The following is a 22,032-nucleotide window of genomic DNA, read 5'->3' as shown; positions in this document are numbered from 1 at the left end:
TCTTCGAACCACTGGAAGGAACAGCAGTGACAGCGAACACCTCCCGCTCCACAGCGCTGACCGGCATCGGCACCCTGGTGACCAACGACCCGACAGTGGGGGACGGTCCGCTCGGGCTGATCCGCGACGCCGCCGTCGTCTTCGACGGCGGCGTGGTGGCCTGGGTCGGCAGCACCGATGCGGCGCCTGCCGCGGACGTCGGGTACGACCTCGACGGCCGGGCCGTGCTGCCGGGCTTCGTCGAAAGCCACTCGCACCTGGTGTTCGGCGGGGAACGCGCGGAGGAATTCGCGGCCCGCATGGCGGGACAGCCGTATGCGGCGGGTGGCATCCGCAACACGATCGAGGCGACGCGGAACGCCACCGACGAAGAACTGCAGGCGAACACGCGGCGACTGCTGGACGAGTCGCTGCGGTCGGGCAGCACCACGGTGGAGTGCAAGACCGGCTACGGGCAGACGGTCGCGCACGAACTGCGCAGCACGCGGATCGCGGCGTCCCTCACCGACGAGGTGACGCTGCTCGCCGCGCACGTCCCGCCGCCGGAATACGCGGGCCGCGCCGACGACTACGTCGCCATGGTCTGCTCGGAGATGATCGATGCCTGTGCACCGCAGGCGAAATGGATCGACGTGTTCTGTGAGACCGGCGCGTTCGACCGCGATCAGGCGCACGCCGTGCTCACCGCCGGAATGGCGAAGGGGCTGATCCCCCGCGTCCACGGCAACCAGCTCCGCGAGGGGCCCGGAGTCCAGCTCGCCGTCGAACTCGGCGCCGCGTCCGTCGACCACGTCTGCTACACCACGCAGGCCGACATCGACGCGCTGGCGCAGAGTTCGACGGTGGCGACCCTCCTTCCCGGCGCGGATTTCTCGACCCGCAACAAGTACCCCGATGCCCGGGCCCTGCTCGACGCCGGTGTCACGGTCGCGCTGGGCGCGGACTGCAACCCCGGCACCAGCTACACCACCAGCCTGCCGTTCTGCATCGCGATCGCGGTGCGGGACATGCACATGACCCCGGACGAAGCGATCTGGGCGGCGACCGCGGGCGGCGCCCGCGCGCTGCAACGCGCCGACGTCGGGGTCCTGCGTCCCGGAACGCGGGCCGACGCCCTCGCCCTCGACGCGCCGTCATACCTGCACCTGGCCTACCGGCCCGGCGTCCCCCTGGTCAGCGATGTGTGGCGGGGCGGCGAACTCGCCTGGTCCGCGCGCGTCGGTCACGAGAAAGCGAGGGCATTGCGATGATGGAGAACCTGTTGATACCGCCACCCCCCTGGGTCGGCAGGATGGACGGCACGTCGAGCCACCACCTCCGCTGGCACCAGGCGGTGACCCCGCTCCGGGACGGCGCCGAGCCGGGTGCCTGCGTGTTCATCGGATTCTCCAGCGACGAGGGCGTGGAACGGAACAAGGGGCGCCGCGGCGCGTCCCGCGGTCCCGACGCGCTGCGGAGCGCGCTGTCGTCGATGGCGCTCGCCGAGCCGCTCCGCGCGTATGACGCCGGCACCGTCGCGGTCACCGACAATCGTCTCGAAGCCGGGCAGGAGGCGCTGGGCGCGGTAGTTGCCGCGACGCTCGACGCCGGCCAGTTCCCGGTGGTTCTCGGCGGCGGCCACGAGGTGGCGTTCGGGACGTACCTCGGTCTGGCGCAGGCGGCGGTCCGGACCCCGCGCAAACGGGTCGGGATCCTGAACCTGGACGCGCACTTCGACCTGCGGTCCGATCCGGTGCCGAGTTCGGGCACACCGTTCCGGCAGATCCTCGAACGGGAACACGCGGCGGGCACCACTCTGCAGTACTCCGTACTCGGCATCAGCCAGCCCAGCAACACCACCGCGCTGTTCGACACCGCACGCGGATACGACGTCCGGTACCTCCTGGACGACGAGTGCTCGGTCTCCGACCGGCACCGGGTGGCCGTGTTCGTCAGCGAGTTCCTGTCGGACGTCGATCTCGTCTACCTCACCATCGACCTCGACGTCCTCCCCGCCGCGGTCGCGCCCGGAGTGAGCGCTCCCGCCGCGTACGGGGTGCCCACGGAGACGATCCAATTCGTGTGCGACGCCGTCGCCGCCAGCGGAAAACTCGCGGTTGTCGATGTCGCCGAGCTCAATCCGTCGTTCGACATCGACAACCGCACCGCCCGCACCGCCGCCCGGTTCATCCATCGGATCGTCACGAAACGCATTCCGATCGTCGGCTGAGGTCGCCCGGGCAGCCTGCGCTCAGCCCTCCCGCAGCACTGCGCGCAGGCGGGCGACGAACGTGGCCGGGTCGTGGGCGAAGCCGATGTGGTCGCCCGGGAACAGCGTGGGCTCGATCCCCAGTTCGGCGGCGAGCGCCCGCGACGTCCGGTCGCAGAGTTGACCTCCCGACTCCTCGCCGATACCGACCACGATGCGGGTGGACGCCGACTGCAGCGCGGCGATATCCGGGCACCAGCGGGTGGTCGGACGCAGCATGTGCGCGTGCTGGAAGTACTCGTCGGCCGTGGCCTGCTCGTCCCGCTCGCCCCCGGCCATCTGCTGGAACACCTCCTCGGGCAGGTGGATGTTCGCCAGGTCCAGGAACTTCCTCCACGCCCCTACGACGTCCCCGCCGAGGTGGGCGTCGATGATCTCGTCGGTCTTCACGCGCAGGTGCTCGCGGTCGTCGAGCAGCTCGTCCAGCGGCGGCTCGTGAGCCACCACGGTGTGCACCAGCTCGGGATGCGCCTGCACGAGCGCGAGCGCGCTGACGGCGCCGCCGCTGGAACCGAACACCACGGCGGGGCCTGCGTCGAGGTGCATCAGCAACCGGGCGAGGTCGTCGGCGCGCATCTCCGGGGTGGAATCGCGGTCGCGGTCGTCGACCGGACTGCGGCGGATGCCCCGCGGGTCCGTCGTGAGCACGGTGTATTCGGCGGCCAGCAGATCGGCCGCGGGCGCGAAGGAGTCGGCGTCCATCGGCGCGCCGACGAGCACCACGACGGGACCCGAGCCCCGTACCTCGTAGTACAGCCTGGCACCGGGAACGTCGAGGGTCCGGGCGTGGGTGGTGGCGGTCGATGCGGAATTCATCGAGTTCTCCTCGTTGCAGGTGATCATTGGTCGCAGGTAGGACCGCCCCCGACGGGCAGAATCATCGGTTCCGTGGGGGAAATTTCTCGCCACGACCTCCCCGGAGCCCAGGATCCGGAGGATTCGTGGGCCTACCACTGGAAGCACGCGCGGCTAGATGACAGGATGAGATTTACGCGAACGGGATCTCGATGTGAGATCCCGGGCGGCAACTCAGGGAGTGAACGGTATGGCGCAGGGTGTTGTGAAGTGGTTCAACAGCGAGAAGGGCTTCGGATTCATCGCGCCGGACGACGGTAGCGCGGACGTGTTCGTTCACTACTCCGAGATCTCGGGCAGCGGCTACAAGTCGCTGGAGGAGAACCAGCGGGTGGAGTTCGAGGTCGGACAGGGCCAGAAGGGCCCGCAGGCCCAGAACGTACGGGCCGTCTGAGAGACGCCCCGATGACACTGTGACGACGAGGTCGCACCCGCGAGGTGCGGCCTCGTTGTCATAGCAGGCCCCGGGACAGCTATCTCGAGAGGCCGAAACTTCCCACCTGGCTGCCGCCCACGTAGACGGCCCCGGTGTAACTCCCGTCGGCGTCGGGGGAGATCCGGTCGGTCGCGAACTCCGGACCGCCTTCCCGTCGAACTGGGCCACCGGCTGCTCCCGTGTCGCGTCCGGTCCGCGCCCAGATGCCGCGCCGAATCCACGGGTTGAGTGAAAATTCTTGCAGTGCAGAACTGTTGACGTCCCATGACTTTGCCCCGGCGACCTCTCGTCAGGCGGCGCCGGCGGCTGTCGACCGGGGCACAGCAGGAGCTGTGATCTTCTGGTTGATCAGCATGTTGAGCGACACGCCCTGCTCTTCCGCCTCGATCGCCAGGCTCCGGTGTACCTGCGGCGAGGTTCGCACCATGAACTTGCCGCTGTAGGGACGATCAGCGATCGGCACCGGTGGTTGCTCGCCGGTCACCGCCATGTCCTCGAGGACGGCGCGGACGACACCGATGACACCGTCGAGTGCCTCGGCCTGCGTTTCCGCCAGCCATGACAACGATGGGAATTCGGCGACGGCCCCGACGAACTCGCCGTCGTCTTCCGACCAGGTCACCCGATAGGTGTAGTGCGTTGCGTCAGCCATTGTCAGCCTCGCCTACGTCGGCAAACGGAAGTGGTATCACCAGCGATACTACTGCGAGGGAGGCGAGCACGAAGAAGGACGGGCAGCAGCGTTCGCGGTCGCCGATCGCATCGGCAATCCCCTGGACAAATTCGGCGTTCTCCCTCATAGTCGATATGCCACTAAGTGGCATTGCTATTTCACTAGATGGCAATTTCGATCTTCCGACAGGAGTTCCCGTGACCGATCAGCTGCTCGATGCCGCCGAGTTCCGTTCCACAGTCCGCGCGTTCGCCAACCGTGAGATCCACCCCGGCGCCGCGTTCCGCGACGAGACGCGGGAGTTCCCGGCGGACCTGGTGAAGCGACTGGGCGAACAGGACCTGATGGGCATCTCGGTGCCCGAGGAGTTCGGCGGACTCGGCCTGTCCACCAAGACCCAGCTGATCGCCATCGAGGAGGTGGCCCGCACCGACGCCGCCCTCGCCTCGATCTACACCGCGCACTACCTGGGGCTCGAGCCGATCCTCGTCGGCGGAACCGAGGAGCAGAAGCGCCGGTGGCTGCCCCGGCTCGCCTCCGGTGAACTGCTCGCCGGGTTCGCCCTCACCGAACCGGACGCCGGCTCCGACATCGCGTCGATGCGCACGACGGCACGGCGCGAGGACGACGGGTGGCACCTGTCGGGGTCGAAGACGTACATCTCCAACGCCAAGGAGGCCGACCTCGTCGTCCTCTTCGCCAAGACCGATCCGTCGGCAGGCTTCCGCGGCATCACCGCGTTCGTCCTCCCGCAGGGCACTCCCGGCGTGAGTTACTCGGAGCCCCAGGACAAGCTGGGCATCCGATCGGCGCCCACCTACACCGTGTACCTCGACGACGTGGTGCTGCCCCACGACGCGGTGGTGGGAACGGAGGGGCGCGGCGGCAACATCGCACTCACCGCCCTCAACCGCGCCCGCATCGACGTGGCCGCGATGGCGAACGGAATCGCGCTGCGCGCTTGGGAACTGGGCCGGTCCTATGCGGCCGAGCGCAAACAGTTCGGACACCCCATCGCCGAATTCCAGGCGATCCAGTTGCTGCTGGGTGCGTGCGACGCACAACTCGTCGCCTCCCGGGTCACCGCGGACTGGGCAGCGGACGTGAAGGACGCCGGAGCCGACCTGCGCCGCGCCGCGTCGGTGTCGAAGTACGTGGCGACGGAGGCCTGCTTCTCGATCGTCGACCAGACCGTGCAGATTCACGGCGGCGCCGGGTTCATGCGCGAATCCGAGATCGAACGCCTCTACCGCGACTGCCGGATCCTCCGGATCTTCGAGGGCACCTCGCAGATCCAGCTGCTCACCATCGCCGCCAACGCGCCGTCGCCGCGCTCGACCGAATTCTGAGAAGGGCTCGTCATGCCTACCCTCCCTCCCCTCGACGGCATCCGCGTCGTCGATCTCTCCCGTGTTCTGGCCGGGCCGTACTGCACGGCGCTGCTCGCGGACGCCGGCGCCGACGTCGTCAAGATCGAGCCCGCCGCCGGCGAGGACTCGCGGCACCTCGGCCCGTTCCGCGACGGCGAGAGCATCTATTTCAACGTGCTGAACCGCGGAAAGCGCTCACTGGCACTCAATCTCAAGGACGAAGCGGATCGCGCCGTCCTGCTCGACCTGATCGACACGGCGGACGTCCTCGTCGAGAACTTCCGGCCCGGCGTGACCACCCGGCTCGGCATCGACTACGACACCGTCCACGCCCGCAACCCCCGGCTCGTCTACGCGTCCATCTCCGGTTTCGGGCAGGACGGGCCGCTCGCGGGCGCGGCCGCCTACGACCTCGTCGTGCAGGCGATGTCGGGAATCATGAGTATCACCGGTTCCCCCGAATCCGGCCCGACCCGGCTCGGTGAATCGTTCGGCGACCTCGTCGCGGGACTGTTCGCGGCGTGGGGCATCAGCTCCGCCCTCGTCGGCACCCGGGAATCGGGTGTGGGGCAACACCTCGACGTCGCCATGTTCGACAGCATGCTGGCGATGCTGCCCACCGCGCACAGTCAGCTGCAGGCCTCCGGGGTCGCGCCGGCAGGGGTGGGCAATCGGCATCCCGTCTCCACCCCGTTCGACACGTACCGGGCGGCGGACGGCCTGTTCGTCCTCGCCGTCGCCAGCCAGTCGGGGTTCGAGAAGCTCGCGCACACCATGGATCGCGCAGACCTTCTCGGCGACAACCGGTTCGCCGACGACACCTCCCGCACCGATCACGAACCCGCACTGCGCACCGAGATCGAGATCTGGGCGAAGGACAAGACGGTCGCCGAGGTGGTCGCGATCCTCGGCGCGGCCGGATTGGCGAGCTCCGAGATCTGGAACGTCGAACAGGCGTTGTCGTCCGAGCAGAGCAGGCACCGGGGACTCGTCGAATCGTTCGAGCATCCCGTCGCGGGAACCATCGACTACGTCCGGCAGCCGGTCGTGTTCGGCGACAGCGCACGCCCCGGGGTCCGCCGCAGCCCGCTGCTCGACGAACACCGGAAGCCCCTGCTGTCCGAGATCTCCGCACGGTAGATTCACGCCGACACCCGCGACCGTCAGGAGAGAACCCATGGCCCCCGGAGATGTGACCCGCAGCGCGAGCCGCACCTTCGAACTGCTCGGCGCGATCACCGAGCAGGGCGGGCTGACGCTCGGTGACGCCGCGAAGGCCGCCGGTCTCGCCACGAGTACCGCGCTGCGCCTGATCCGCAGCATGGAGCAGAGCGAGTTCCTGGTCCGCGGCGACGACAACGTGTATCGGGCCGGGCCGCGGCTTCTCCAGATCGGCGCCCGGGCGATCAGCGACAACCAGCTGCTGTCCCGGGCCCGGCCCGCGATGGTCGCGATCGCGGAGGGAACCCGCGAATCCACGTACCTGTCGACCCACGGCCCGAAGGGCACCGCCCTGTATCTCGCGCAGATCGAGGGCACCCACGCCATCCGGCACATGGGATGGGTCGGGCAGACGGTGCCGCTCGACGGCACGGCCGTCGGCGCCGCGCTGCGGGGCGACCTGCAGAGCGAGGGATACGCGATCGCCCACGACACCATCGAGGACCACTCGACGGGTGTGGCGGCCCCGATCTACGACGCGGTCGGGCGGATCGTGGGTGCGCTCAGCGTCATCGGGCCGACGTTCCGCCTCGACGACGCAGTCTGCGCGCGGCACGGCCTCGTCCTCGTCGAACACTGCCGTGCGCTGTCGGCGGAACTCGGCTCCCCCGCTACGTGATCGGCGCGTGACACCGGGCGACGCCGGCGGGACCGGACCGGGTCGGCGGAATCACAGCGCGTTGCACGCCAGGCGCAGGCGCCGCGACGATTCCGCCATCACCACCGACCGCGCTGCCTGATCCGGCGTGTCGTCGGTGCGCGCAGAGATCAGTGACTCGGACGCTTCTTGCAGCCATCGCTCGGCCCGCGGAAGGTCGCGGCCGAGGGATTCCAGTGCCGTGCGGGCGTGTGCAACCGCGGTCGCGGCCGTGTCGAGGGCATCGTCGACGACCGCCGCCGGATGATCCAGCAGGCGCACCGTCCAGAACTCGCCGGTCTCGTCGTAGTAGTAATAGCCGTGGCTCGGCTCGCGCACTTCGACGTATCGGTCCGCTGGTCCGACACAGGCGCTGTACTTCCCGGCGGCGGGTTCGACCACCGCGGTGAACGCGTTGCCGCGGTGCGCCGCGGACGAGCCCCCTTCACCACCCGCGTTCCAGTCCGCGACGGCGCCATGCGACGGACCGTGATCGGAATCGTGCGTACCAGCGCCCCGTCCGGCATCCCACCGGCGCATGGATCGACGACCTTCTGGCCGCGAGCCCCGAGTTCGCGACAATGTGGGAACGCAACGACGCCGTGCGGCCGCACGTTCGGCTGAGGGTGCGGCTGCGCACCGCTTCCGGCGCCGAGGCCGAGCTGGACCAGGTGGTGCTGCAGGCCGTCGACGATCCCACTCACCGCCTGGTGGTGTTCGTGCCGGCGATGTGAATCAGGCCGTTGCCGAGCCGTCCGCGGTCGAGGCCACCGCGTTCGCGTAGCCGATCAGAACCTCCGTGGTGCGTTCGATGTGGGCCACGAGGGCGGCGGCGGCACCGTCGGCGTCGCGCGCGAGGGTCAGGTCGGCGATCTGCTGGTGCTCGGCGGCGGCGTCGCGGTGGTCGTCGTGCGCGAGCACCCGGGACCAGTGGATGTACAGGTCGGAGCAGTCCCGCAGGCCGTCCGCGATCGACGTCAAACGCCTGCTGGTCCCGCCCGAGAGAAGCACGTGGTGGAACTGCCGGTGGGCCTCGGACCAGTCCGGTCTGACGTCCCCGTCGTCGTCGATCATCGCCGTGCGCTGCAGCCGGTGGTGCGCCGCGAGCACGCTGGACTCCCAGCTCAGGTCACCGTCGGCGATCGACTCCCGCAGGGCCATCGCCTCGATCAGCGTGCGTGCCCGGGTCAGGTCCGTCAGGTCCCCGACGGAGAGGGCGGCGACGGTGAATCCGCGCTGCGGCATCGCGACGACGAGTCCGCGTTCGGCGAGCCGGGTCAGGGCTTCGCGCAGCACGCTGGGGCTCACGCCGTGCCGGGCGGCGGTCTCGCTGATGTGCACCTTCGAGCCCGGCGGCAGCTCGCCGCGGAGCAGTTCGTCGCGGAGCTTGTCGTGAACCGTCTCGGCAAGTGTCGCCTTTTCGGTGCTCAGGGTCATGGAACGAGAATAACCGAATCCTGGCAGTTCAGCGATTGTTGGTAGAGATATCTTTTTTTACTTGATTTGCCGACGTTCGTGTGTGCATACTGTGACCACGACCACCACGGTGGCCCAGGTCACTCCCCCGCGGAGGGCCGTCGCACACTCCTGACCCAGCCCGAGGAGGCACCCCCATGTCCGTCATCGAAGTTCCCGTCCTGATCGTCGGCGGTGGAGGCGCCGGATTGACCGCGTCGATGACCCTGTCCACCCTCGGCGTCGAGTCGCTGCTGGTGAGCGCGCTGCCGACCACGTCGAAGCTTCCGAAGGCGCACGTGCTCAACCAGCGCGCGATGGAGATCCTCACCGAGGCCGGTGTGGCACCCGAGATCTATAAGCGCAGCACGCCCGCCGAGAACATGCGCGCCACCGGCTGGTACGCCGGACTCGCCGGCAAGCACGAGGACTACGGCAAGCGACTCGGCGTGCTGGAGGTGTGGGGCGGCGGCTACACCGACCCCGACTACGTCGCGGCCAGCCCGCGCCGCACCTGCAACCTGCCACAGATTCGCCTGGAGCCGGTCCTCAGGGACCACGCCGAGAAGCTCAATCCCGGCAACGTGCGCTTCAACCACGAACTCCTCGACCTGGTCCAGGACGACGGCGGCGTCACCGCGACCATCCGCGACAAGGATGCCGACAGCGAGTACACCGTGCGGGCGCAGTACGTCATCGCCGCCGACGGCGGCCGCACCGTCGGCAAGAAGGTCGGGGTCACCCTCGACGGCCCGCGCGACATCATGAAGCTCGTCTCGGTGCACATGACCACGGACCTCTCGCAGTGGGCCACCGACGACGACGTGCTCATCCGCTGGCTGGTCAACCCCGACTTCGGCGGCTCGTGGTCCGGTGTCCTGGTCCCGATGGGACCCGACCACTGGGGACCCGCCTCGGAGGAGTGGGTCTTCCACATGCAGTACGCGAACGACGACCCCGACGCCATGCGCCAGGAGAAGGTCCTCGAGCGGATGTTCGCCACCCTCGGCCTCCCCGCCGACCACCCCGTCGAGGTCCACAAGATCAGCCCGTGGGTGATGGAGGGCGTCATCGCCGACAAGTTCCGGGTAGGACGGGTCTTCATCGCCGGAGACGCCGCGCACCGTCACCCCCCCGACGGGCGGTCTGGGCCTGACCTCTGCGATGGCCGACGTCTACAACCTGTGCTGGAAGCTGGCGGCCGTGCTCGCCGGCCGAGCCGGGGACGCGCTGCTCGACACCTACGAGGACGAGCGAAAGCCCGTCGACCAGAACAACATCGACAACGCGATCGCCAACGCGATGAACCACAACACGATCGACCAGGCGCTCAACCTGTCGCCCGAGTACACGCCCGAGCAGAACTGGGCCGAGCTCGCCCCGCTGTGGCACGACGGACCGCTGTCCACCGCGAAGCGGCAGGCCGTCAACCGTGCCGTTGCGTCCCAGACGATCGAGTTCCACCACCACAACACGGAATTCGGCTACCGATACGATTCCACCGCCGTGGTGCCGGACGGCAGCCCCGCCTACGTGCCGCTGGACGAGGTGCGGCTCTACGAGCCCAGCACGCAGCCCGGCGCACCGCTCCCGCACGCCTACGTCGAGCGGGAGGGCGAACGGTTCCCGCTGGGAACGCTGGTCCACGGCGGCAAGTTCCTCGTCCTCGCCGGAGTCGGGGGCGGGGCGTGGGTGGAAGCCGCGAACAAGATCGCGGCGGAGAACGATCTGCCCCTCGTCGCGGCGACGGTCGGCATCCTGGACGCCGACCTGGTCGACGTCCGGTTCTCCTTCCTGAAGAACCGGGAGATCTCCGACGACGGCGCCCTGCTGGTCCGGCCGGACCGTTACGTCGCCTTCCGCTCCATGGGCGCCGTCGACGACCCGGAGGCCACACTGCGCGACGCGCTGAACACGGTCCTCGCGACCGAGTTGCGCTGAGCGGGAAAGGAAGGACGAGAACATGCGAATCGCCAACCTTACGGGGCGGCTGACGCTCCTCACGCCGTCCGGCGCCGTCGATGTCGAGCGGGCCAGTGCCGGACGGTTCGGGCCGAACCCGACGGCGGTGTACGCCCACTGGGCCGAGTTCACGGACTGGGCGAAAAGTGCGGCGCTCCCGGACGGCGCCGCGTACGACGAGTCGGATCTGGGTGCGGCGGTACCGGAGCCCGCGCAGATCTTCGCCATCGGCCTCAACTACCGCGAACACGCAATGGAGTCGGGACTCGACTTCCCCGTGGAGCCGCCCGTGTTCACGAAATTCCGTACGTCCCTGGCGGGTCCGGTCGGCGATCTGGAGCTGCCGACGGATACCGTCGACTGGGAGGCCGAGCTCGTCGTCGTGATCGGGCGCGCCGCTCGGAACGTCTCGGCGGAGGACGCCTGGGACCACGTCGCCGGCCTCACCATCGGCCAGGACTTCTCGGAACGGACGCGGCAGCTGGTTCCTCCGGCGCCGCAATTCAGCCTCGGCAAGTCGTTCCCCGGCTTCTCGCCCGTGGGTCCCGCGGTGGTCACCGTCGACGAGCTCGCCGACCCCTCGGACCTCGAGATCAGCTGCAGCATCGACGGCGACAAGGTGCAGCACAGCCACACCAGCGGCCTGATCTTCTCGATTCCGGTGTTGATAGAACGGTTGTCCGCCGTGCTGCCGCTGCTTCCGGGCGATCTGATCTTCACGGGCACGCCCAGCGGTGTCGGCGGCGGGCGCACCCCGAAGCGGTTCCTCCGGGCCGGCGAGGAGATCGTGACCCGGATCGAGGGCCTCGGTGAACTGCGCCAGAAGTGCGTTCCCGGGCAGCCACACACGACGGCCGCAGCGTCGTAAGCCGGATAGAGGATAGAAAGGACAGGACATGCCTCTGCACCGACTCACCGCGATCACGATCGGCGTCCCCGACGTCGAGGCGACGGCGGCCTATTACACCGATTTCGGGCTGACGCCCCTCGGCGGCAACGCGTTCGCCACCTCCGACGGCGGGGAACAGTTCCGGATCACCCACTCGGCGCAGCGCAAGCTGGTCGAGATCGGCATCGGTGTCGACGATCCCGACGACCTCGACCGCATCGACCGGCAGCTCGCCGCCCTCGACCTGACGTCGGACCGCTCCGGGAACGCCCTGACGGCGATCGAACCGATCGCGGGCTTCAAAGCCGTGGTCTCCGTCGCGCCGCGGATCGAACAGGACCGTGTCGAGCCCACGCCGTACAACGGGCCCGGCCGAATCGACCGCGTCAACGTGCGAGCGCCGGGCATCGAGCGCGAAGGCCCGGTGGCCCCCCACAAGCTCGGGCACGTGGTCATCGGGTCCACCGACCAGGCCGCGACCCAGCGATTCTTCACCGAGGGCATCGGCTTCAAGATCAGCGACACCGTGCCGTCCCTCGCCGCGTTCATGCGGTGCTCGACCGACCATCACAACGTGCTGGTCCAGCAGGCACCGGTGAACTTCCTGCACCACACGTCCTGGCAGGTCGACGACATCGACGAAATCGGCCGCGGCGCAATGGCGATGCTCGAGGACAATCCTGAGCGCCACGTCTGGGGTCTCGGCCGCCACCACATCGGGTCGAACTTCTTCTGGTACCTCAAGGACCCGGCCGGGAACTTCTCCGAGTACTACTCCGACATCGACTGCATCGTCGACGACGCGCTCTGGAAACCGGGAGTGTGGGAGGGCGCCAGGAGCCTGTTCAACTGGGGCCCGCCCCCGCCCCCGTCCTTCCTCATGCCCGAGGACGTCGCCGCGATGATGACCGGGGCCCACAATGCCGGTTGACGATCCCGCACCCGCCCCGCTGCCGGCGTGGACCCCGACGCCGGACGCCGCCGCCCGAACACAGATCCGCGCGTTCGAGCGGTGGCTGACCGCCGAAGGACGCGGCGAGTTCGGCAGCTACGACGAGCTCTGGCGCTGGTCGACCACCGAACTCGAAGAGTTCTGGCAGGCGGTCGCCGACTTCTTCGACGTGCGATTCGCCCGGCGGGCAACACAAGTGCTGGCCGACGACGGGATGCCGGGCGCGGCGTGGTTCCCCGACGCCACCCTCAACTACGCCGACCAGGCGCTCCGCCACACCGGCGAACAGACCGCGATCGTCGCCGTCTCCGAGGGCGGGCACCGGCACGAGGTGACCCGCGACGCGCTCCGCAACCAGGTCGCCTCCCTCGCGCACTGGCTCCGAACCCAGGGCATCGGCCCGGGTGACCGTGTCGTCGGCTACCTCCCGAACATCACCGCCACCGTCGTCGCGTTCCTCGCCACCGCCGCCGTCGGCGCCACCTGGTCGGCGTGCTCCCAGGAGTACTCGCCCGACGGCGCCGCCGACCGCCTCGGCCAGCTCGAACCCACCGTGCTGTTCATCGCCGACGGCTACCGATACGCCGGCAAGGAACACGACCGCTCCACCCACAACGACGAACTCCGGCGCCTGCTGCCCTCGGTGCGGACCACCGTGTGGGTGTCGCACCTCGGCGCCGCCCAGCCACCCGGCACCGAGCACTTCGACACTCTCACCCAGGGTGGCCACCGGCTCGACACGACGCCGGTGCCGTTCGACCAGCCGTTGTGGGTGCTGTACTCGAGCGGCACCACCGGCCGGCCCAAGGGCATCGTGCACGGCCACGGCGGCGTCACCCTCGAGCACCTCAAGTTCCTCGGCCTCCACCTCGACCTCGACGCCTCCTCCCGCTTCGCCTGGTACACCAGCACCAGCTGGATGATGTGGAACATCCAGGTCTCCGGCCTGCTCCTCGGCGCCACGATCGTGCTCTACGACGGCAGCCCCGCCTGGCCACACCCCGGCGCCCTCTGGCAGCTCGCCGCCGACGAGCAGCTGACCTTCCTGGGCACCAGCGCCGCGTACCTGGCCGCCGCCCACAAGGACGGCACCCGCCTCGGCTCGGCCTACGACCTCGAGCTGACCGGCCTCGGCAGCACCGGCTCACCACTACCCGCAGGCACCGCCCAATGGATCCACGACACCCTGCCCACGACCTGGCTCGCCGCCGCCAGCGGCGGCACCGACATCGCCTCCGGGTTCGCCGGCGGCGTACCCACCCTCCCGTCGCACCCCGGCGAGATGCAGGCCCGGTTACTCGGCGTGGCCCTCGAAGCCTGGGACGGGCACGGACAACCCGTCACCGACGAGGTCGGCGAGCTCGTCGTCACTCGTCCGATGCCGTCCATGCCGCTGTACTTCTGGAACGACCCCGACCGAGCCCGCTACCGCGACGCCTACTTCTCCACGTATCCCGACGTGTGGCGCCACGGCGACTGGGTCACCGTCAACTCCCGCGGCGGCGTCATCGTTCACGGCCGCTCCGACGCCACCATGAACCGATACGGCGTTCGCATGGGCAGCGCCGAAATCTACGAAGTCGTCGACCAACTCGACGAAGTCGCCGACACGGTCGTCGTCGGCGTCGAGGAGCCCGACGGCGGCTACTGGATGCCCCTGTTCGTGGTCCTCGCCGACGGACACGACCTCACCCCCGACCTCGTCGCCCGAATCCGCGGCCGGATCCGGTCCGAAGTCTCCCCCCGCCACGTGCCCGACGACGTCATCGCCGTGCCCGCGCTGCCCCACACCATGACCGGCAAACGCCTCGAAGTCCCCATCAAGCGAGTACTCCAGGGCGCCGCACTATCGACCGTCGCCAACCCGGCCGCACTCGACGACGCCGCCATGCTCGCGCAATTCGTGCCGATCGCAGCCCAACGAAAGGAGTCCCTGCACACTGGCATTTCTCGCACCTCGTAACCGGCGGTCCGGGCCCGGTCGGCCATCCGATCGACCCGGACAGTCCGACCTCGGTGGCGACATGATCAGGTGCCCGTCCCACAGTCCCAGACGCCCGTCGAGGGCCCGACACACGAGGTTCCTATGCCCGATCACGCAGTGCTCGCCGCCGTGAACAGCAAGAACCCACACACCGCCGACGACATCAGCTGGCGAAATCGTGGTGCCTGCAGCTTCTACGGACCGGCCCTCTTCTTCGGGCGGGACGGCGAATCCACCGGCGATCGCACCCGCCGGGAACGGCGCGCGAAAATTATCTGCGGCACCTGCCCAGCGCTCGCACCGTGCCGTGCCTTCGCGCTGGGTGCCGGCGAAAGGTTCGGCATCTGGGGCGGCACCACCGAGCGAGAACGCTGGACCATGCGCAACGCCGAGACCTCCGCCGTGGCATCACTGCTGCACCATGCTCTCGCCCCGTGAGCGACGGTCAGCTGTCCATGCTGGTCCGGACGAACTCGCGGAACGTGAGGACCATCGGTTCGCGGGCCCGGCCGCGCCGGTAGATCAGCGAGAACGGCGCCTGGTAGCCGAACGACGCGGGCAGGATCGGGCGCAGCCGGTTCCGGTCCACCCAGTACTCCGCGTAGTGCTCGGGCAGGTAGCCGATGTAGGCGCCGGACAGCACGAGGATGAGCTGCGCCTCCATGTTCTCCACCGTCGCCGAGGGTTGCGGGAATCCCTGGCGGGCGAGTTCCTGCTCGGACCAGTAGCCGCGGGTCACCATCCGCTGTTGCGTGATGACCTCGGGCGGCACCCGCTTCCTGCCGAACAGCGGATGCTTGTCGCTGCAGTACAGCCAGTGCTGCTCCCGGTGCAGCGCCTGGGAGACGAGGCCGTTCATCGGTGACGCGAACGCGCCGACCGCGACGTCGATCCGGTCGTCGAGCACCCCGACCTGCAGCTCGTGCGGGGTCTGGATCTTGAGGTCGAGGTAGACGGCGGGATGATCCTTGCTGAACACGCCGATCACGTCGGCGAGCGGCAGGGTGGCGTCGGTGACGGTGGAATCGAGAACCCCGATGGTGAGGGTGCCCCGCAGTTCGCCCTGCAGCGCGGCGCCGTAACGCTCGAACCCCTCGAGCTCCCCCAGGATGCGGAGGCATTCCTTGTGGTAGAGCTCGCCTTTGCTGGTGAGGCCGAATCCGCCGCGGCCGCGGTGGCACAGGACGATGCCGAGGTGGCGTTCGAGCTGGCTCATGTACGTGCTGATCGCCGAGGCGGACAGTCCGAGTTCCTGCTGCGCGGGCGCGAATCCCTGGTGCCGGACGACGGCGGCGAAGATCTGGAGGAGCTTCAGATCGGGCAGCGAACTGCGCATCGTGCTCCTTCGGGAGGGTCGAAAACAGGGTGTGAGCTGGCTCGCATCATTACTTCACGATTTTCTGAAGTGATTATTTGTATCAAGTGATTTATTTCACGTCAATGTTCTCCTACGGTCTAGGACAACGGTCTGACGAGACCGGCACCGACCGATCCGCTAGGACACGTGAAGGACGCACCATGGACATCACCATCATCCTGATCTACCTGGGCGCGATGCTCGCATTCGGCTGGTGGGGCAAACGCCGGGCGAGCAACTCCAGCGAATACCTCGTCGCAGGCCGCCGCCTCGGCGGATTCCTCTACACCAGCACGATGGCTGCGGTCGTCATCGGCGGCGCCTCCACCGTCGGCGGCGTCGGCCTCGGCTACAAGTACGGCATCTCCGGAATGTGGCTGGTCGTGTCGATCGCCGCCGGCGTGCTGCTGCTCAGCCTGCTCTTCGCGGCGCGGATCCAGCGCCTGAAGGTCTACACCGTCTCCGGGATGCTCCGACTCCGGTACGGCATCGACGCCACCGGCGCGTCCGGTCTCGTGATGATGGCGTACACCCTCATGCTCACCGTCACGTCCACGATTGCCTACGCCACCATCTTCAATGTGCTGTTCGGCTTCGACCGGACGCTGTCGGTGGTCCTCGGCGGCCTCATCGTCGTGGCCTACTCCGCGATGGGCGGCATGTGGTCGATCACGCTCACCGACGTCGTCCAGTTCGTCATCAAGACCATCGGCGTCTTCGTCCTGCTGCTGCCGTTCACCTGGAGCAAGGCGGGCGGGTACGCCGGCATCAAGGAACGTGTGGGCGAGCAGGCACTCTCGCTCGGCACCATCGGCACCGGCACCATCATCACGTTCTTCGTCGTCTACACCCTCGGCATCCTCATCGGACAGGACATCTGGCAGCGCGTGTTCACCGCGAAGTCGCCGGAGGTCGCGCGGTGGGGCGGCGTCACCGCCGGCATCTACTGCCTGCTGTACGGCGTCGCGGGCGCACTCATCGGTCTGGCCGCATCCGCCCTCATGCCCGACATCGGTTCGTCCGACGACGTGTACGCCGACGTCGCCGTGCACGTCCTGCCCGTCGGCCTCAGCGGCATCGTCCTCGCCGCCGCGGTGGCCGCGATGATGTCGACCGCGTCCGGCGCACTGATCGCGACCGCCACGGTCGCGCGGCAGGACGTGCTTCCGCTGGTCGCCCAGATCTTCGGCCGCACCCGGCCCGAACTGGACACGTCCGATCCGGAAGCCGACGTGCGCGGCAACCGCCTCTACGTGATCGTGATCGGCCTCGTCAGCATCGTGATCGCCGCGCTCATCAACGACATCGTGTCGGCGCTGACCATCGCCTACGACATCCTGGTCGGCGGACTCCTCGTCCCCATCCTCGGTGGGCTGGTCTGGAAGCGCGCCACGGGCACCGCGGCCATGGCGGCCATGGCGGTGGGCACCCTCGCGACCATCGCCACGATGTTCGTCGTCGGCGACGTCATGGCCAACGAGCCGGTGTATGTCGGACTCGTCAGCGCACTGGTGGTGTTCGTGGCGACCAGCCTGTTCACCGAACCCACCCCGGCGAACGTGATGTCCGTGTGGAACGCGCGAGTGTCGGGAAAGGCCGAGGAAGAGGAAGAACCGGAGCGGGCCCCGGCACCGATAGCCTGATTGGCGACAGCGCGTACTACCGGGAGGAATGATCGTGCCGAAGATCGTCGACCACGACGAGCGGAGACAAACGCTCGCCGACGCCGTTCTCGCGTTGATCGCCAGGGAGGGAATCTCCGCCGTCACCACGCGAGCGGTGGCGGAGGAGAGCGGATGGTCGACCGGAGTGCTGAACCACTACTTCGGATCCCGGCACGAACTGCTCCTCGGGGCGCTTCGCCGCGCCGGAGACATCCAGGGCGAGTTGTACCGGGCGATCCTCGAAGAGGAGGGCGCCGGTCCGATCGAGAAGCTGCGGAACATCACCGCGAGCATCCTGCCGCTCGACGAACGCCGACTCGCGATGACCCGCGTCTTCCTGTTCTTCTATGCGGAGGGGGCGGCCGAGGACACGGCCCGCGGTGAGATCGCGGGCTTCCTCGCCCGCTGGCGCGGGGTCGTGCGCGAGGCGGTCGTCGCCGCACAGCGGGAGGGCATCGTCTCCGCCGACCTCGACGCGGACGCCGTCACCGTCGCACTGGTGGCGCTGACCGACGGGCTTGCACTGCAGGCCATTCTGGATCCCGTTGTCATGGAAGCGATCAGCACCGGGGACGCGGCCGCCCGCTGCGTCGACGCCGCCGTGCGGCGCACCACCGAAGAAGCGGGAGCGGTGGGCACATGACCGACCGTGTCGTCGTCCTCGACGACTTCATTCCGGCCGAAGTGCTGTCCGATTCTCTTGCCGCCGCGGGCATTTCCGCGGAGGTTATCCATCAGTCCGAGTTTCCGTCCGGACCGGGTGTCGTCGCCCTGCTGGTGGGTCCGGAAAACACCGGACTCGAGTCGCGTCACCTGTCTGAACTCCCGGATCTGCGCCTGTTGTCGGCCACCTCCGCCGGGTACGACCACCTGCCGGTGTCGGCGGCGCACGAACGCGGCCTGTGGGTCACGCGGGCCGTCGACTATTGCACCGAGGAGGTCGCGGACCACGCGTTCGCGCTCACCCTCGGACTGATCCGATCCACCCACACCCTCGACGGCTCCGTGCGTGCCGGCGAATGGGACGTCACCGCGGCGGTGCCGCGGCGCATCGCGGGAACCGTGTTGGGCCTCTACGGCTTCGGCCGGATCGCCCGTGCGTTCGCGCTCCGTGCCCGGGCCGTGGGCATGACCGTCCTCGTCAGCGGGCGGGGGCTGGGCGACCGGGCGGACGAATTGGCGGCCGACGGCATCGAGGTGGTCGGGTTCGAGGAACTGCTGCGCCGCTCCGACGTATTGAGCCCGCACGTTCCCCTCACCCCCGAGACGCGCGGGCTGATCGACGAGCGTGCGCTGACGACGATGCGGCCCGGCGGGTATCTGGTGAATGTCTCCCGTGGCGATCTCGTCGACCACGACGCACTCGGAGCAGCGCTGCGCAGCGGGCACCTGGCCGGGGCGGCCGTCGATGTTCTTCCGAACGAACCACCGGCACAGGATGATCCGATCCTGCAGATCCCGAATCTCGTGATCACCCCGCACGCCGCGTGGTACTCGCCGCAGGTCGCGCGCACGCTGGCGGAGCAGTCGGCGCGCAACGTCGCCGCGGTCCTGACAGGCGCATCCCCGGTGGGAGTCGTTGCTCCACCGGGGATGTGATCGCGCCTGCCAGTCCGTGTGGCGCCGCTCAGTCCTTGTAGTCGGGGGCGGTCCGGTCCAGCATCCGCAGCAGCGCCGCCCATGCCATCTCGTAGGCCTGGTCGTCGGCGTAGTCGTCGGTGGCCTCGCCGGCGAACTGCCGCGCGGTGTGCTCGGCGATCTCGGGCGACGGCACGCGCAGGTCGCCCGACGCCTGGGCAGCGATCTGGATGTCACACGCCTTCTCCAGGTAGAACATTCGCAGAAACGCCTCGGCGGCGGACTCGCCCACGGTGAGCAGACCGTGATTGCGCAGGATCATCGCGGGGTGGTCGCCGAGGTCCTCGACCAACCGGGCGCGTTCGGCCGTGTTGAGCGCGATGCCCTCGTAGTCGTGGTAGCCGACCCGGTTGTAGAACTCCATCGAGATCTGGTTGAGCGGCAGCAGTCCGTGCTCCTGTGCGGCCACCGCGCACCCGGCCTTCGTGTGAGTGTGCAGCACGCACTGCGCGTCCGCCCGGGCCTCGTGGATCGCGCCGTGGATCACGAATCCCGCCGGGTTGACGTGATATTCGGACGGTTCGACGAGTTCGCCGTCGAGTCCGATCTTCACCAGGTTGGAGGCGGTGATCTCCTCGAAGAGCAGCCCGTACGGGTTGATGAGGAAGTGATGTTCGGGCCCGGGCAGCCGGACCGAGACGTGCGTGAAGATCAGGTCGGTCATCTTGAAATGCGCGAGCAGCCGGTACACCGCCGCGAGCTCACGACGCAGTTCCGTCTCGGTCTTCACCGGATTCGCCCGGCCCTGCGACGTAACGGTGGGTGCACTCATGCGGGATCTCCTTGATCACGGAACGGATTTCGGCTTAAATGTATCAACTGATTTATTTAAGTGCCAGCGTTTTGCCGATCCCATACCGCCCGGACGTCGAACTCCGGGAATCGAGACCCGTCGGCGTGATCGCCGAACTTCTGCACGGCAAGCGCTCGTCGTGTGACCAGAATCACAATGCGAGGTGCCCGCGTGCGCGATTCGACGGGCGACCTCGCAGAACCGACGAGCGGCGGGCCCGCCGCGACGAACGGTCGCGGACGGCGGACAGTGGCGAACACCGGATGTGATCCGACGAACTTTCGGGTGTTCGCATCACGTCGCTCACTTCTACACTGGCCGCCGTGAGCCTCCAGATCAGTGATCCCGCGTCCCCGTTGCAGTCGAGTCGGATTCGACATTCGGCGTTCCAGCAGAAGGTGACGTCGGCGGAGGAAGCGGTGAAGGCCATCGGTCCGGGTGACACCGTCGCAGTCAGCGGCTTCGCCAGCGCAGGGACACCCAAGGCGGTCATCCCGGCCCTGGCTGATCGGATTCACTCCACCCGCGCAGCCGGCGCGAATTTCACCATCGACTTGCTGACCGGGGCATCCGTGTCGACGGAGACCGAAAGGATGCTCGCCGAGATCGACGGAATCGCCCTGCGGATGCCGTACCAGGCGGAATCCACTGCACGGCAGAGGATCAACCAGGGACGGATGGACTATGTCGACATCCACCTCTCGCACGTTGCGCAGCAGGTGTGGGAGGGCTACTACGGCGCGGTGAACGTTGCGGTCGTCGAGGTCTCCGGCATCACCGAGACCGGCGAGCTGATCCCCTCCGCGTCGGTCGGAAACAACAAGACGTGGCTCGACGTCGCGGAGAAGGTCATTCTCGAGGTCAACTCGTGGGTTCCGGACGCGATGGACGGAATTCACGACATCTACTACGGCACAGCGCTGCCCCCGCACCGCCGGCCTATCGAACTCACCGACGTCGAGGACCGCATCGGGCAACCGCATTACCGGGTGGACCCCGCCAAGGTCGTTGCGGTGGTGGAGACGAATGCCCCCGACAGTGCAAGTGCGCTGACGGCGCCGGATGCGGTCAGCGAGGCGATCGCGGCACACGTGCTGGACTTCTTCGACCACGAGGTGAGACGTGGGCGGCTCCCGGAAAATACCCTGCTGCCACTGCAGGCGGGCATCGGAAACGTCGCCAATGCCGTACTCGGTGGGCTCGATCGGGGCCCGTATCGTGGCTTGACCTGCTATTCCGAGGTCATCCAGGACGGGATGCTGCACTTGATCAAGCACGGCACCGTCCGGTTTGCGTCGGCTACCGCGTTGGCGCTCTCGGAGGGCGGGATCGAGGAGTTGACCTCCAACATCGACTTCTACCGGCAGCACATCCGGCTCCGCCCGCAGGAAATCAGCAACCATCCCGAAGTTGTCCGCCGATTGGGCATCATCGCGATGAACGGGATGCTGGAGGCCGACGTCTACGGGAACGTCAATTCGACACACGTGATGGGCACCAAGATCATGAACGGCATCGGCGGTTCCGGGGACTTCGCGCGCAACGGGTACCTGTCGATGTTCCTCAGCCCGTCGACCGCGAAGAACGGGGCGATCTCGTCGATCGTCCCGATGACCCCGCACGTCGACCACACCGAGCACGACACCCAGGTGCTGGTGACCGAGCAGGGCCTCGCCGATTTGCGTGGGTTGTCGCCCCGCCGGAGGGCACGGGTGATCATCGAGCGCTGCGCACATCCGGAATTCCGGCCGCTGCTCACCGACTACGTCGAGCGGGCGAAGGCCACCCCGGGAGCCGGCCAGACGCCGCACCTGCTCGGGGAGGCGTTCTCGTTCCACCAGCGGTACATCGAGTCCGGCTCGATGCGACTCCAGGACGGCCGCGCCCGGTAGACCCGA

At 68.3% G+C, this 22,032-nt stretch carries 22 protein-coding genes and 2 pseudogenes; 17 read left to right on the top strand and 7 right to left on the bottom strand.

Annotated elements, in window-relative coordinates; all coding sequences use genetic code 11:
• Positions 1 to 26: 26 nt before the first annotated feature.
• Positions 27 to 1,250 carry an imidazolonepropionase gene (hutI, locus tag P3H15_RS12550; protein ID WP_276137527.1) on the top strand — a complete coding sequence of 408 codons (1,224 nt, stop codon included), beginning with the start codon at positions 27 to 29 and terminating at the stop codon, positions 1,248 to 1,250.
• Positions 1,247 to 2,209 (top strand): formimidoylglutamase, encoded by a 963-nt coding sequence (gene hutG, locus P3H15_RS12545; protein WP_276137526.1) that lies wholly within the window; start codon positions 1,247 to 1,249, stop codon positions 2,207 to 2,209. The genes hutI and hutG overlap by 4 nt, the downstream gene beginning before the upstream one ends.
• 21 nt (positions 2,210 to 2,230) lie before the next feature.
• Here hutG and P3H15_RS12540 read toward each other — a convergent pair whose 3' ends face one another.
• Positions 2,231 to 3,064, bottom strand: coding sequence for an alpha/beta fold hydrolase (locus P3H15_RS12540; protein ID WP_276137525.1), 834 nt, complete (start codon positions 3,062 to 3,064; stop codon positions 2,231 to 2,233).
• Positions 3,065 to 3,293: 229 nt separating this feature from the next.
• Here P3H15_RS12540 and P3H15_RS12535 point away from each other — a divergent pair, with 229 nt between their 5' ends.
• Complete coding sequence (locus tag P3H15_RS12535) at positions 3,294 to 3,497, top strand: cold-shock protein (protein WP_005244612.1); 204 nt, start codon at positions 3,294 to 3,296, stop codon at positions 3,495 to 3,497.
• 331 nt (positions 3,498 to 3,828) lie between these two features.
• Here P3H15_RS12535 and P3H15_RS12530 read toward each other — a convergent pair whose 3' ends face one another.
• Positions 3,829 to 4,191: a type II toxin-antitoxin system HicB family antitoxin gene (locus P3H15_RS12530; protein WP_276137524.1), complete on the bottom strand. Its 363-nt coding sequence runs from the start codon at positions 4,189 to 4,191 to the stop codon at positions 3,829 to 3,831.
• A complete protein-coding gene (locus tag P3H15_RS12525; RefSeq protein WP_276137523.1) occupies positions 4,184 to 4,339 on the bottom strand; it encodes a hypothetical protein in 156 nt (51 codons plus the stop codon). Before P3H15_RS12525 ends, P3H15_RS12530 begins: the two co-directional genes overlap by 8 nt.
• 70 nt (positions 4,340 to 4,409) lie before the next feature.
• Between P3H15_RS12525 and P3H15_RS12520 the strand changes: the two genes are divergently transcribed.
• From P3H15_RS12520 to P3H15_RS12510, 3 genes are read left to right on the top strand one after another with little or no spacing between them, the layout of a single operon-like run.
• Positions 4,410 to 5,561 (top strand): acyl-CoA dehydrogenase family protein, encoded by a 1,152-nt coding sequence (locus P3H15_RS12520; protein ID WP_276137522.1) that lies wholly within the window; start codon positions 4,410 to 4,412, stop codon positions 5,559 to 5,561.
• A gap of 12 nt (positions 5,562 to 5,573) precedes the next feature.
• Positions 5,574 to 6,722 (top strand): CaiB/BaiF CoA-transferase family protein, encoded by a 1,149-nt coding sequence (locus tag P3H15_RS12515; protein WP_276137521.1) that lies wholly within the window; start codon positions 5,574 to 5,576, stop codon positions 6,720 to 6,722.
• A gap of 37 nt (positions 6,723 to 6,759) precedes the next feature.
• Positions 6,760 to 7,422 carry an IclR family transcriptional regulator gene (locus tag P3H15_RS12510; RefSeq protein ID WP_276137520.1) on the top strand — a complete coding sequence of 221 codons (663 nt, stop codon included), beginning with the start codon at positions 6,760 to 6,762 and terminating at the stop codon, positions 7,420 to 7,422.
• Positions 7,423 to 7,473: 51 nt separating this feature from the next.
• Here the strand turns inward: P3H15_RS12510 and P3H15_RS12505 are convergent, their stop codons facing one another.
• A complete protein-coding gene (locus P3H15_RS12505; RefSeq protein ID WP_276137519.1) occupies positions 7,474 to 7,980 on the bottom strand; it encodes a hypothetical protein in 507 nt (168 codons plus the stop codon).
• Between P3H15_RS12505 and P3H15_RS12500 the strand changes: the two are divergent.
• Positions 7,971 to 8,174, top strand: a pseudogene (locus P3H15_RS12500) (hypothetical protein); the annotation flags it as partial. The gene P3H15_RS12505 and the pseudogene P3H15_RS12500 sit on opposite strands and share 10 nt — an antisense overlap.
• A gap of 1 nt (position 8,175) precedes the next feature.
• On the opposite strand, the gene P3H15_RS12495 reads toward P3H15_RS12500, so the two are convergent.
• A complete protein-coding gene (locus tag P3H15_RS12495) occupies positions 8,176 to 8,877 on the bottom strand; it encodes a GntR family transcriptional regulator (protein WP_276137518.1) in 702 nt (233 codons plus the stop codon).
• A 176-nt stretch (positions 8,878 to 9,053) separates the two neighbouring features.
• On the opposite strand from P3H15_RS12495, the pseudogene P3H15_RS55755 reads away from it, so the two are divergent.
• The 6 genes and pseudogenes from P3H15_RS55755 to P3H15_RS12465 form a co-directional block, all read left to right on the top strand.
• Positions 9,054 to 9,986, top strand: a pseudogene (locus P3H15_RS55755) (FAD-dependent monooxygenase); the annotation flags it as partial.
• Positions 9,987 to 10,059: 73 nt separating this feature from the next.
• Positions 10,060 to 10,836 (top strand): FAD-dependent monooxygenase, encoded by a 777-nt coding sequence (locus P3H15_RS12485; protein WP_276137516.1) that lies wholly within the window; start codon positions 10,060 to 10,062, stop codon positions 10,834 to 10,836.
• A 22-nt stretch (positions 10,837 to 10,858) separates the two neighbouring features.
• Positions 10,859 to 11,725: a fumarylacetoacetate hydrolase family protein gene (locus tag P3H15_RS12480; RefSeq protein ID WP_276137515.1), complete on the top strand. Its 867-nt coding sequence runs from the start codon at positions 10,859 to 10,861 to the stop codon at positions 11,723 to 11,725.
• Positions 11,726 to 11,753: 28 nt separating this feature from the next.
• Positions 11,754 to 12,677, top strand: a complete 924-nt coding sequence (locus P3H15_RS12475; RefSeq protein ID WP_276137514.1) for a VOC family protein — start codon at positions 11,754 to 11,756, stop codon at positions 12,675 to 12,677.
• Positions 12,667 to 14,661 carry an acetoacetate--CoA ligase gene (locus P3H15_RS12470; protein ID WP_276137513.1) on the top strand — a complete coding sequence of 665 codons (1,995 nt, stop codon included), beginning with the start codon at positions 12,667 to 12,669 and terminating at the stop codon, positions 14,659 to 14,661. Before P3H15_RS12475 ends, P3H15_RS12470 begins: the two co-directional genes overlap by 11 nt.
• A gap of 123 nt (positions 14,662 to 14,784) precedes the next feature.
• Positions 14,785 to 15,120, top strand: a complete 336-nt coding sequence (locus P3H15_RS12465) for a WhiB family transcriptional regulator (RefSeq protein ID WP_276137512.1) — start codon at positions 14,785 to 14,787, stop codon at positions 15,118 to 15,120.
• Between the two features lie 7 nt (positions 15,121 to 15,127).
• Here the strand turns inward: P3H15_RS12465 and P3H15_RS12460 are convergent, their stop codons facing one another.
• Positions 15,128 to 16,018 carry a LysR family transcriptional regulator gene (locus tag P3H15_RS12460; protein WP_072938885.1) on the bottom strand — a complete coding sequence of 297 codons (891 nt, stop codon included), beginning with the start codon at positions 16,016 to 16,018 and terminating at the stop codon, positions 15,128 to 15,130.
• Between the two features lie 182 nt (positions 16,019 to 16,200).
• Here P3H15_RS12460 and P3H15_RS12455 point away from each other — a divergent pair, with 182 nt between their 5' ends.
• The 3 genes from P3H15_RS12455 to P3H15_RS12445 are packed head-to-tail and all read left to right on the top strand — an operon-like array spanning position 16,201 to position 19,302.
• On the top strand, positions 16,201 to 17,682 hold the full coding sequence (locus tag P3H15_RS12455; RefSeq protein ID WP_276137511.1) for a sodium:solute symporter: 1,482 nt from the start codon (positions 16,201 to 16,203) through the stop codon (positions 17,680 to 17,682).
• 28 nt (positions 17,683 to 17,710) lie between these two features.
• The gene (locus P3H15_RS12450) at positions 17,711 to 18,346 is read left to right on the top strand and encodes a TetR/AcrR family transcriptional regulator (protein ID WP_276137510.1); all 636 of its coding nucleotides are present in this window, start codon (positions 17,711 to 17,713) and stop codon (positions 18,344 to 18,346) included.
• Positions 18,343 to 19,302 (top strand): C-terminal binding protein, encoded by a 960-nt coding sequence (locus P3H15_RS12445; protein WP_276137509.1) that lies wholly within the window; start codon positions 18,343 to 18,345, stop codon positions 19,300 to 19,302. The genes P3H15_RS12450 and P3H15_RS12445 overlap by 4 nt, the downstream gene beginning before the upstream one ends.
• A gap of 28 nt (positions 19,303 to 19,330) precedes the next feature.
• Here P3H15_RS12445 and P3H15_RS12440 read toward each other — a convergent pair whose 3' ends face one another.
• Positions 19,331 to 20,113, bottom strand: a complete 783-nt coding sequence (locus P3H15_RS12440) for a class II aldolase/adducin family protein (protein ID WP_276137508.1) — start codon at positions 20,111 to 20,113, stop codon at positions 19,331 to 19,333.
• A gap of 377 nt (positions 20,114 to 20,490) precedes the next feature.
• Between P3H15_RS12440 and P3H15_RS12435 the strand changes: the two genes are divergently transcribed.
• Entirely contained in the window at positions 20,491 to 22,026 is a 1,536-nt protein-coding gene (locus P3H15_RS12435; protein ID WP_276137566.1) for an acetyl-CoA hydrolase/transferase family protein, read from the top strand.
• The last annotated feature ends 6 nt before the right edge of the window (positions 22,027 to 22,032 follow it).

This window comes from Rhodococcus sp. T2V (genome assembly GCF_029269925.1).
In the GTDB taxonomy this organism is placed as follows: Bacteria; Actinomycetota; Actinomycetes; order Mycobacteriales; family Mycobacteriaceae; genus Rhodococcus_F; species Rhodococcus_F koreensis.
The sequence above is the reverse complement of the archived record's forward strand: the minus strand, read 5'-3'. Positions and strand labels throughout refer to the sequence as shown.

What these genes read in the sequence shown, in the direction of transcription:
- hutG (WP_276137526.1), top strand. Translation starts at nt 1,247, where the DNA reads ATGATGGAGAACCTGTTGATACCGCCACCCCCCTGGGTCGGCAGGATG.
- P3H15_RS12540 (WP_276137525.1), bottom strand. Translation starts at nt 3,064, where the DNA reads ATGAATTCCGCATCGACCGCCACCACCCACGCCCGGACCCTCGACGTT.
- P3H15_RS12535 (WP_005244612.1), top strand. Translation starts at nt 3,294, where the DNA reads ATGGCGCAGGGTGTTGTGAAGTGGTTCAACAGCGAGAAGGGCTTCGGA.
- P3H15_RS12530 (WP_276137524.1), bottom strand. Translation starts at nt 4,191, where the DNA reads ATGGCTGACGCAACGCACTACACCTATCGGGTGACCTGGTCGGAAGAC.
- P3H15_RS12525 (WP_276137523.1), bottom strand. Translation starts at nt 4,339, where the DNA reads ATGAGGGAGAACGCCGAATTTGTCCAGGGGATTGCCGATGCGATCGGC.
- P3H15_RS12515 (WP_276137521.1), top strand. Translation starts at nt 5,574, where the DNA reads ATGCCTACCCTCCCTCCCCTCGACGGCATCCGCGTCGTCGATCTCTCC.
- P3H15_RS12510 (WP_276137520.1), top strand. Translation starts at nt 6,760, where the DNA reads ATGGCCCCCGGAGATGTGACCCGCAGCGCGAGCCGCACCTTCGAACTG.
- P3H15_RS12505 (WP_276137519.1), bottom strand. Translation starts at nt 7,980, where the DNA reads ATGCGCCGGTGGGATGCCGGACGGGGCGCTGGTACGCACGATTCCGAT.
- P3H15_RS12495 (WP_276137518.1), bottom strand. Translation starts at nt 8,877, where the DNA reads ATGACCCTGAGCACCGAAAAGGCGACACTTGCCGAGACGGTTCACGAC.
- P3H15_RS12485 (WP_276137516.1), top strand. Translation starts at nt 10,060, where the DNA reads ATGGCCGACGTCTACAACCTGTGCTGGAAGCTGGCGGCCGTGCTCGCC.
- P3H15_RS12480 (WP_276137515.1), top strand. Translation starts at nt 10,859, where the DNA reads ATGCGAATCGCCAACCTTACGGGGCGGCTGACGCTCCTCACGCCGTCC.
- P3H15_RS12475 (WP_276137514.1), top strand. Translation starts at nt 11,754, where the DNA reads ATGCCTCTGCACCGACTCACCGCGATCACGATCGGCGTCCCCGACGTC.
- P3H15_RS12470 (WP_276137513.1), top strand. Translation starts at nt 12,667, where the DNA reads ATGCCGGTTGACGATCCCGCACCCGCCCCGCTGCCGGCGTGGACCCCG.
- P3H15_RS12465 (WP_276137512.1), top strand. Translation starts at nt 14,785, where the DNA reads ATGCCCGATCACGCAGTGCTCGCCGCCGTGAACAGCAAGAACCCACAC.
- P3H15_RS12460 (WP_072938885.1), bottom strand. Translation starts at nt 16,018, where the DNA reads ATGCGCAGTTCGCTGCCCGATCTGAAGCTCCTCCAGATCTTCGCCGCC.
- P3H15_RS12455 (WP_276137511.1), top strand. Translation starts at nt 16,201, where the DNA reads ATGGACATCACCATCATCCTGATCTACCTGGGCGCGATGCTCGCATTC.
- P3H15_RS12450 (WP_276137510.1), top strand. Translation starts at nt 17,711, where the DNA reads ATGATCGTGCCGAAGATCGTCGACCACGACGAGCGGAGACAAACGCTC.
- P3H15_RS12445 (WP_276137509.1), top strand. Translation starts at nt 18,343, where the DNA reads ATGACCGACCGTGTCGTCGTCCTCGACGACTTCATTCCGGCCGAAGTG.
- P3H15_RS12440 (WP_276137508.1), bottom strand. Translation starts at nt 20,113, where the DNA reads ATGAGTGCACCCACCGTTACGTCGCAGGGCCGGGCGAATCCGGTGAAG.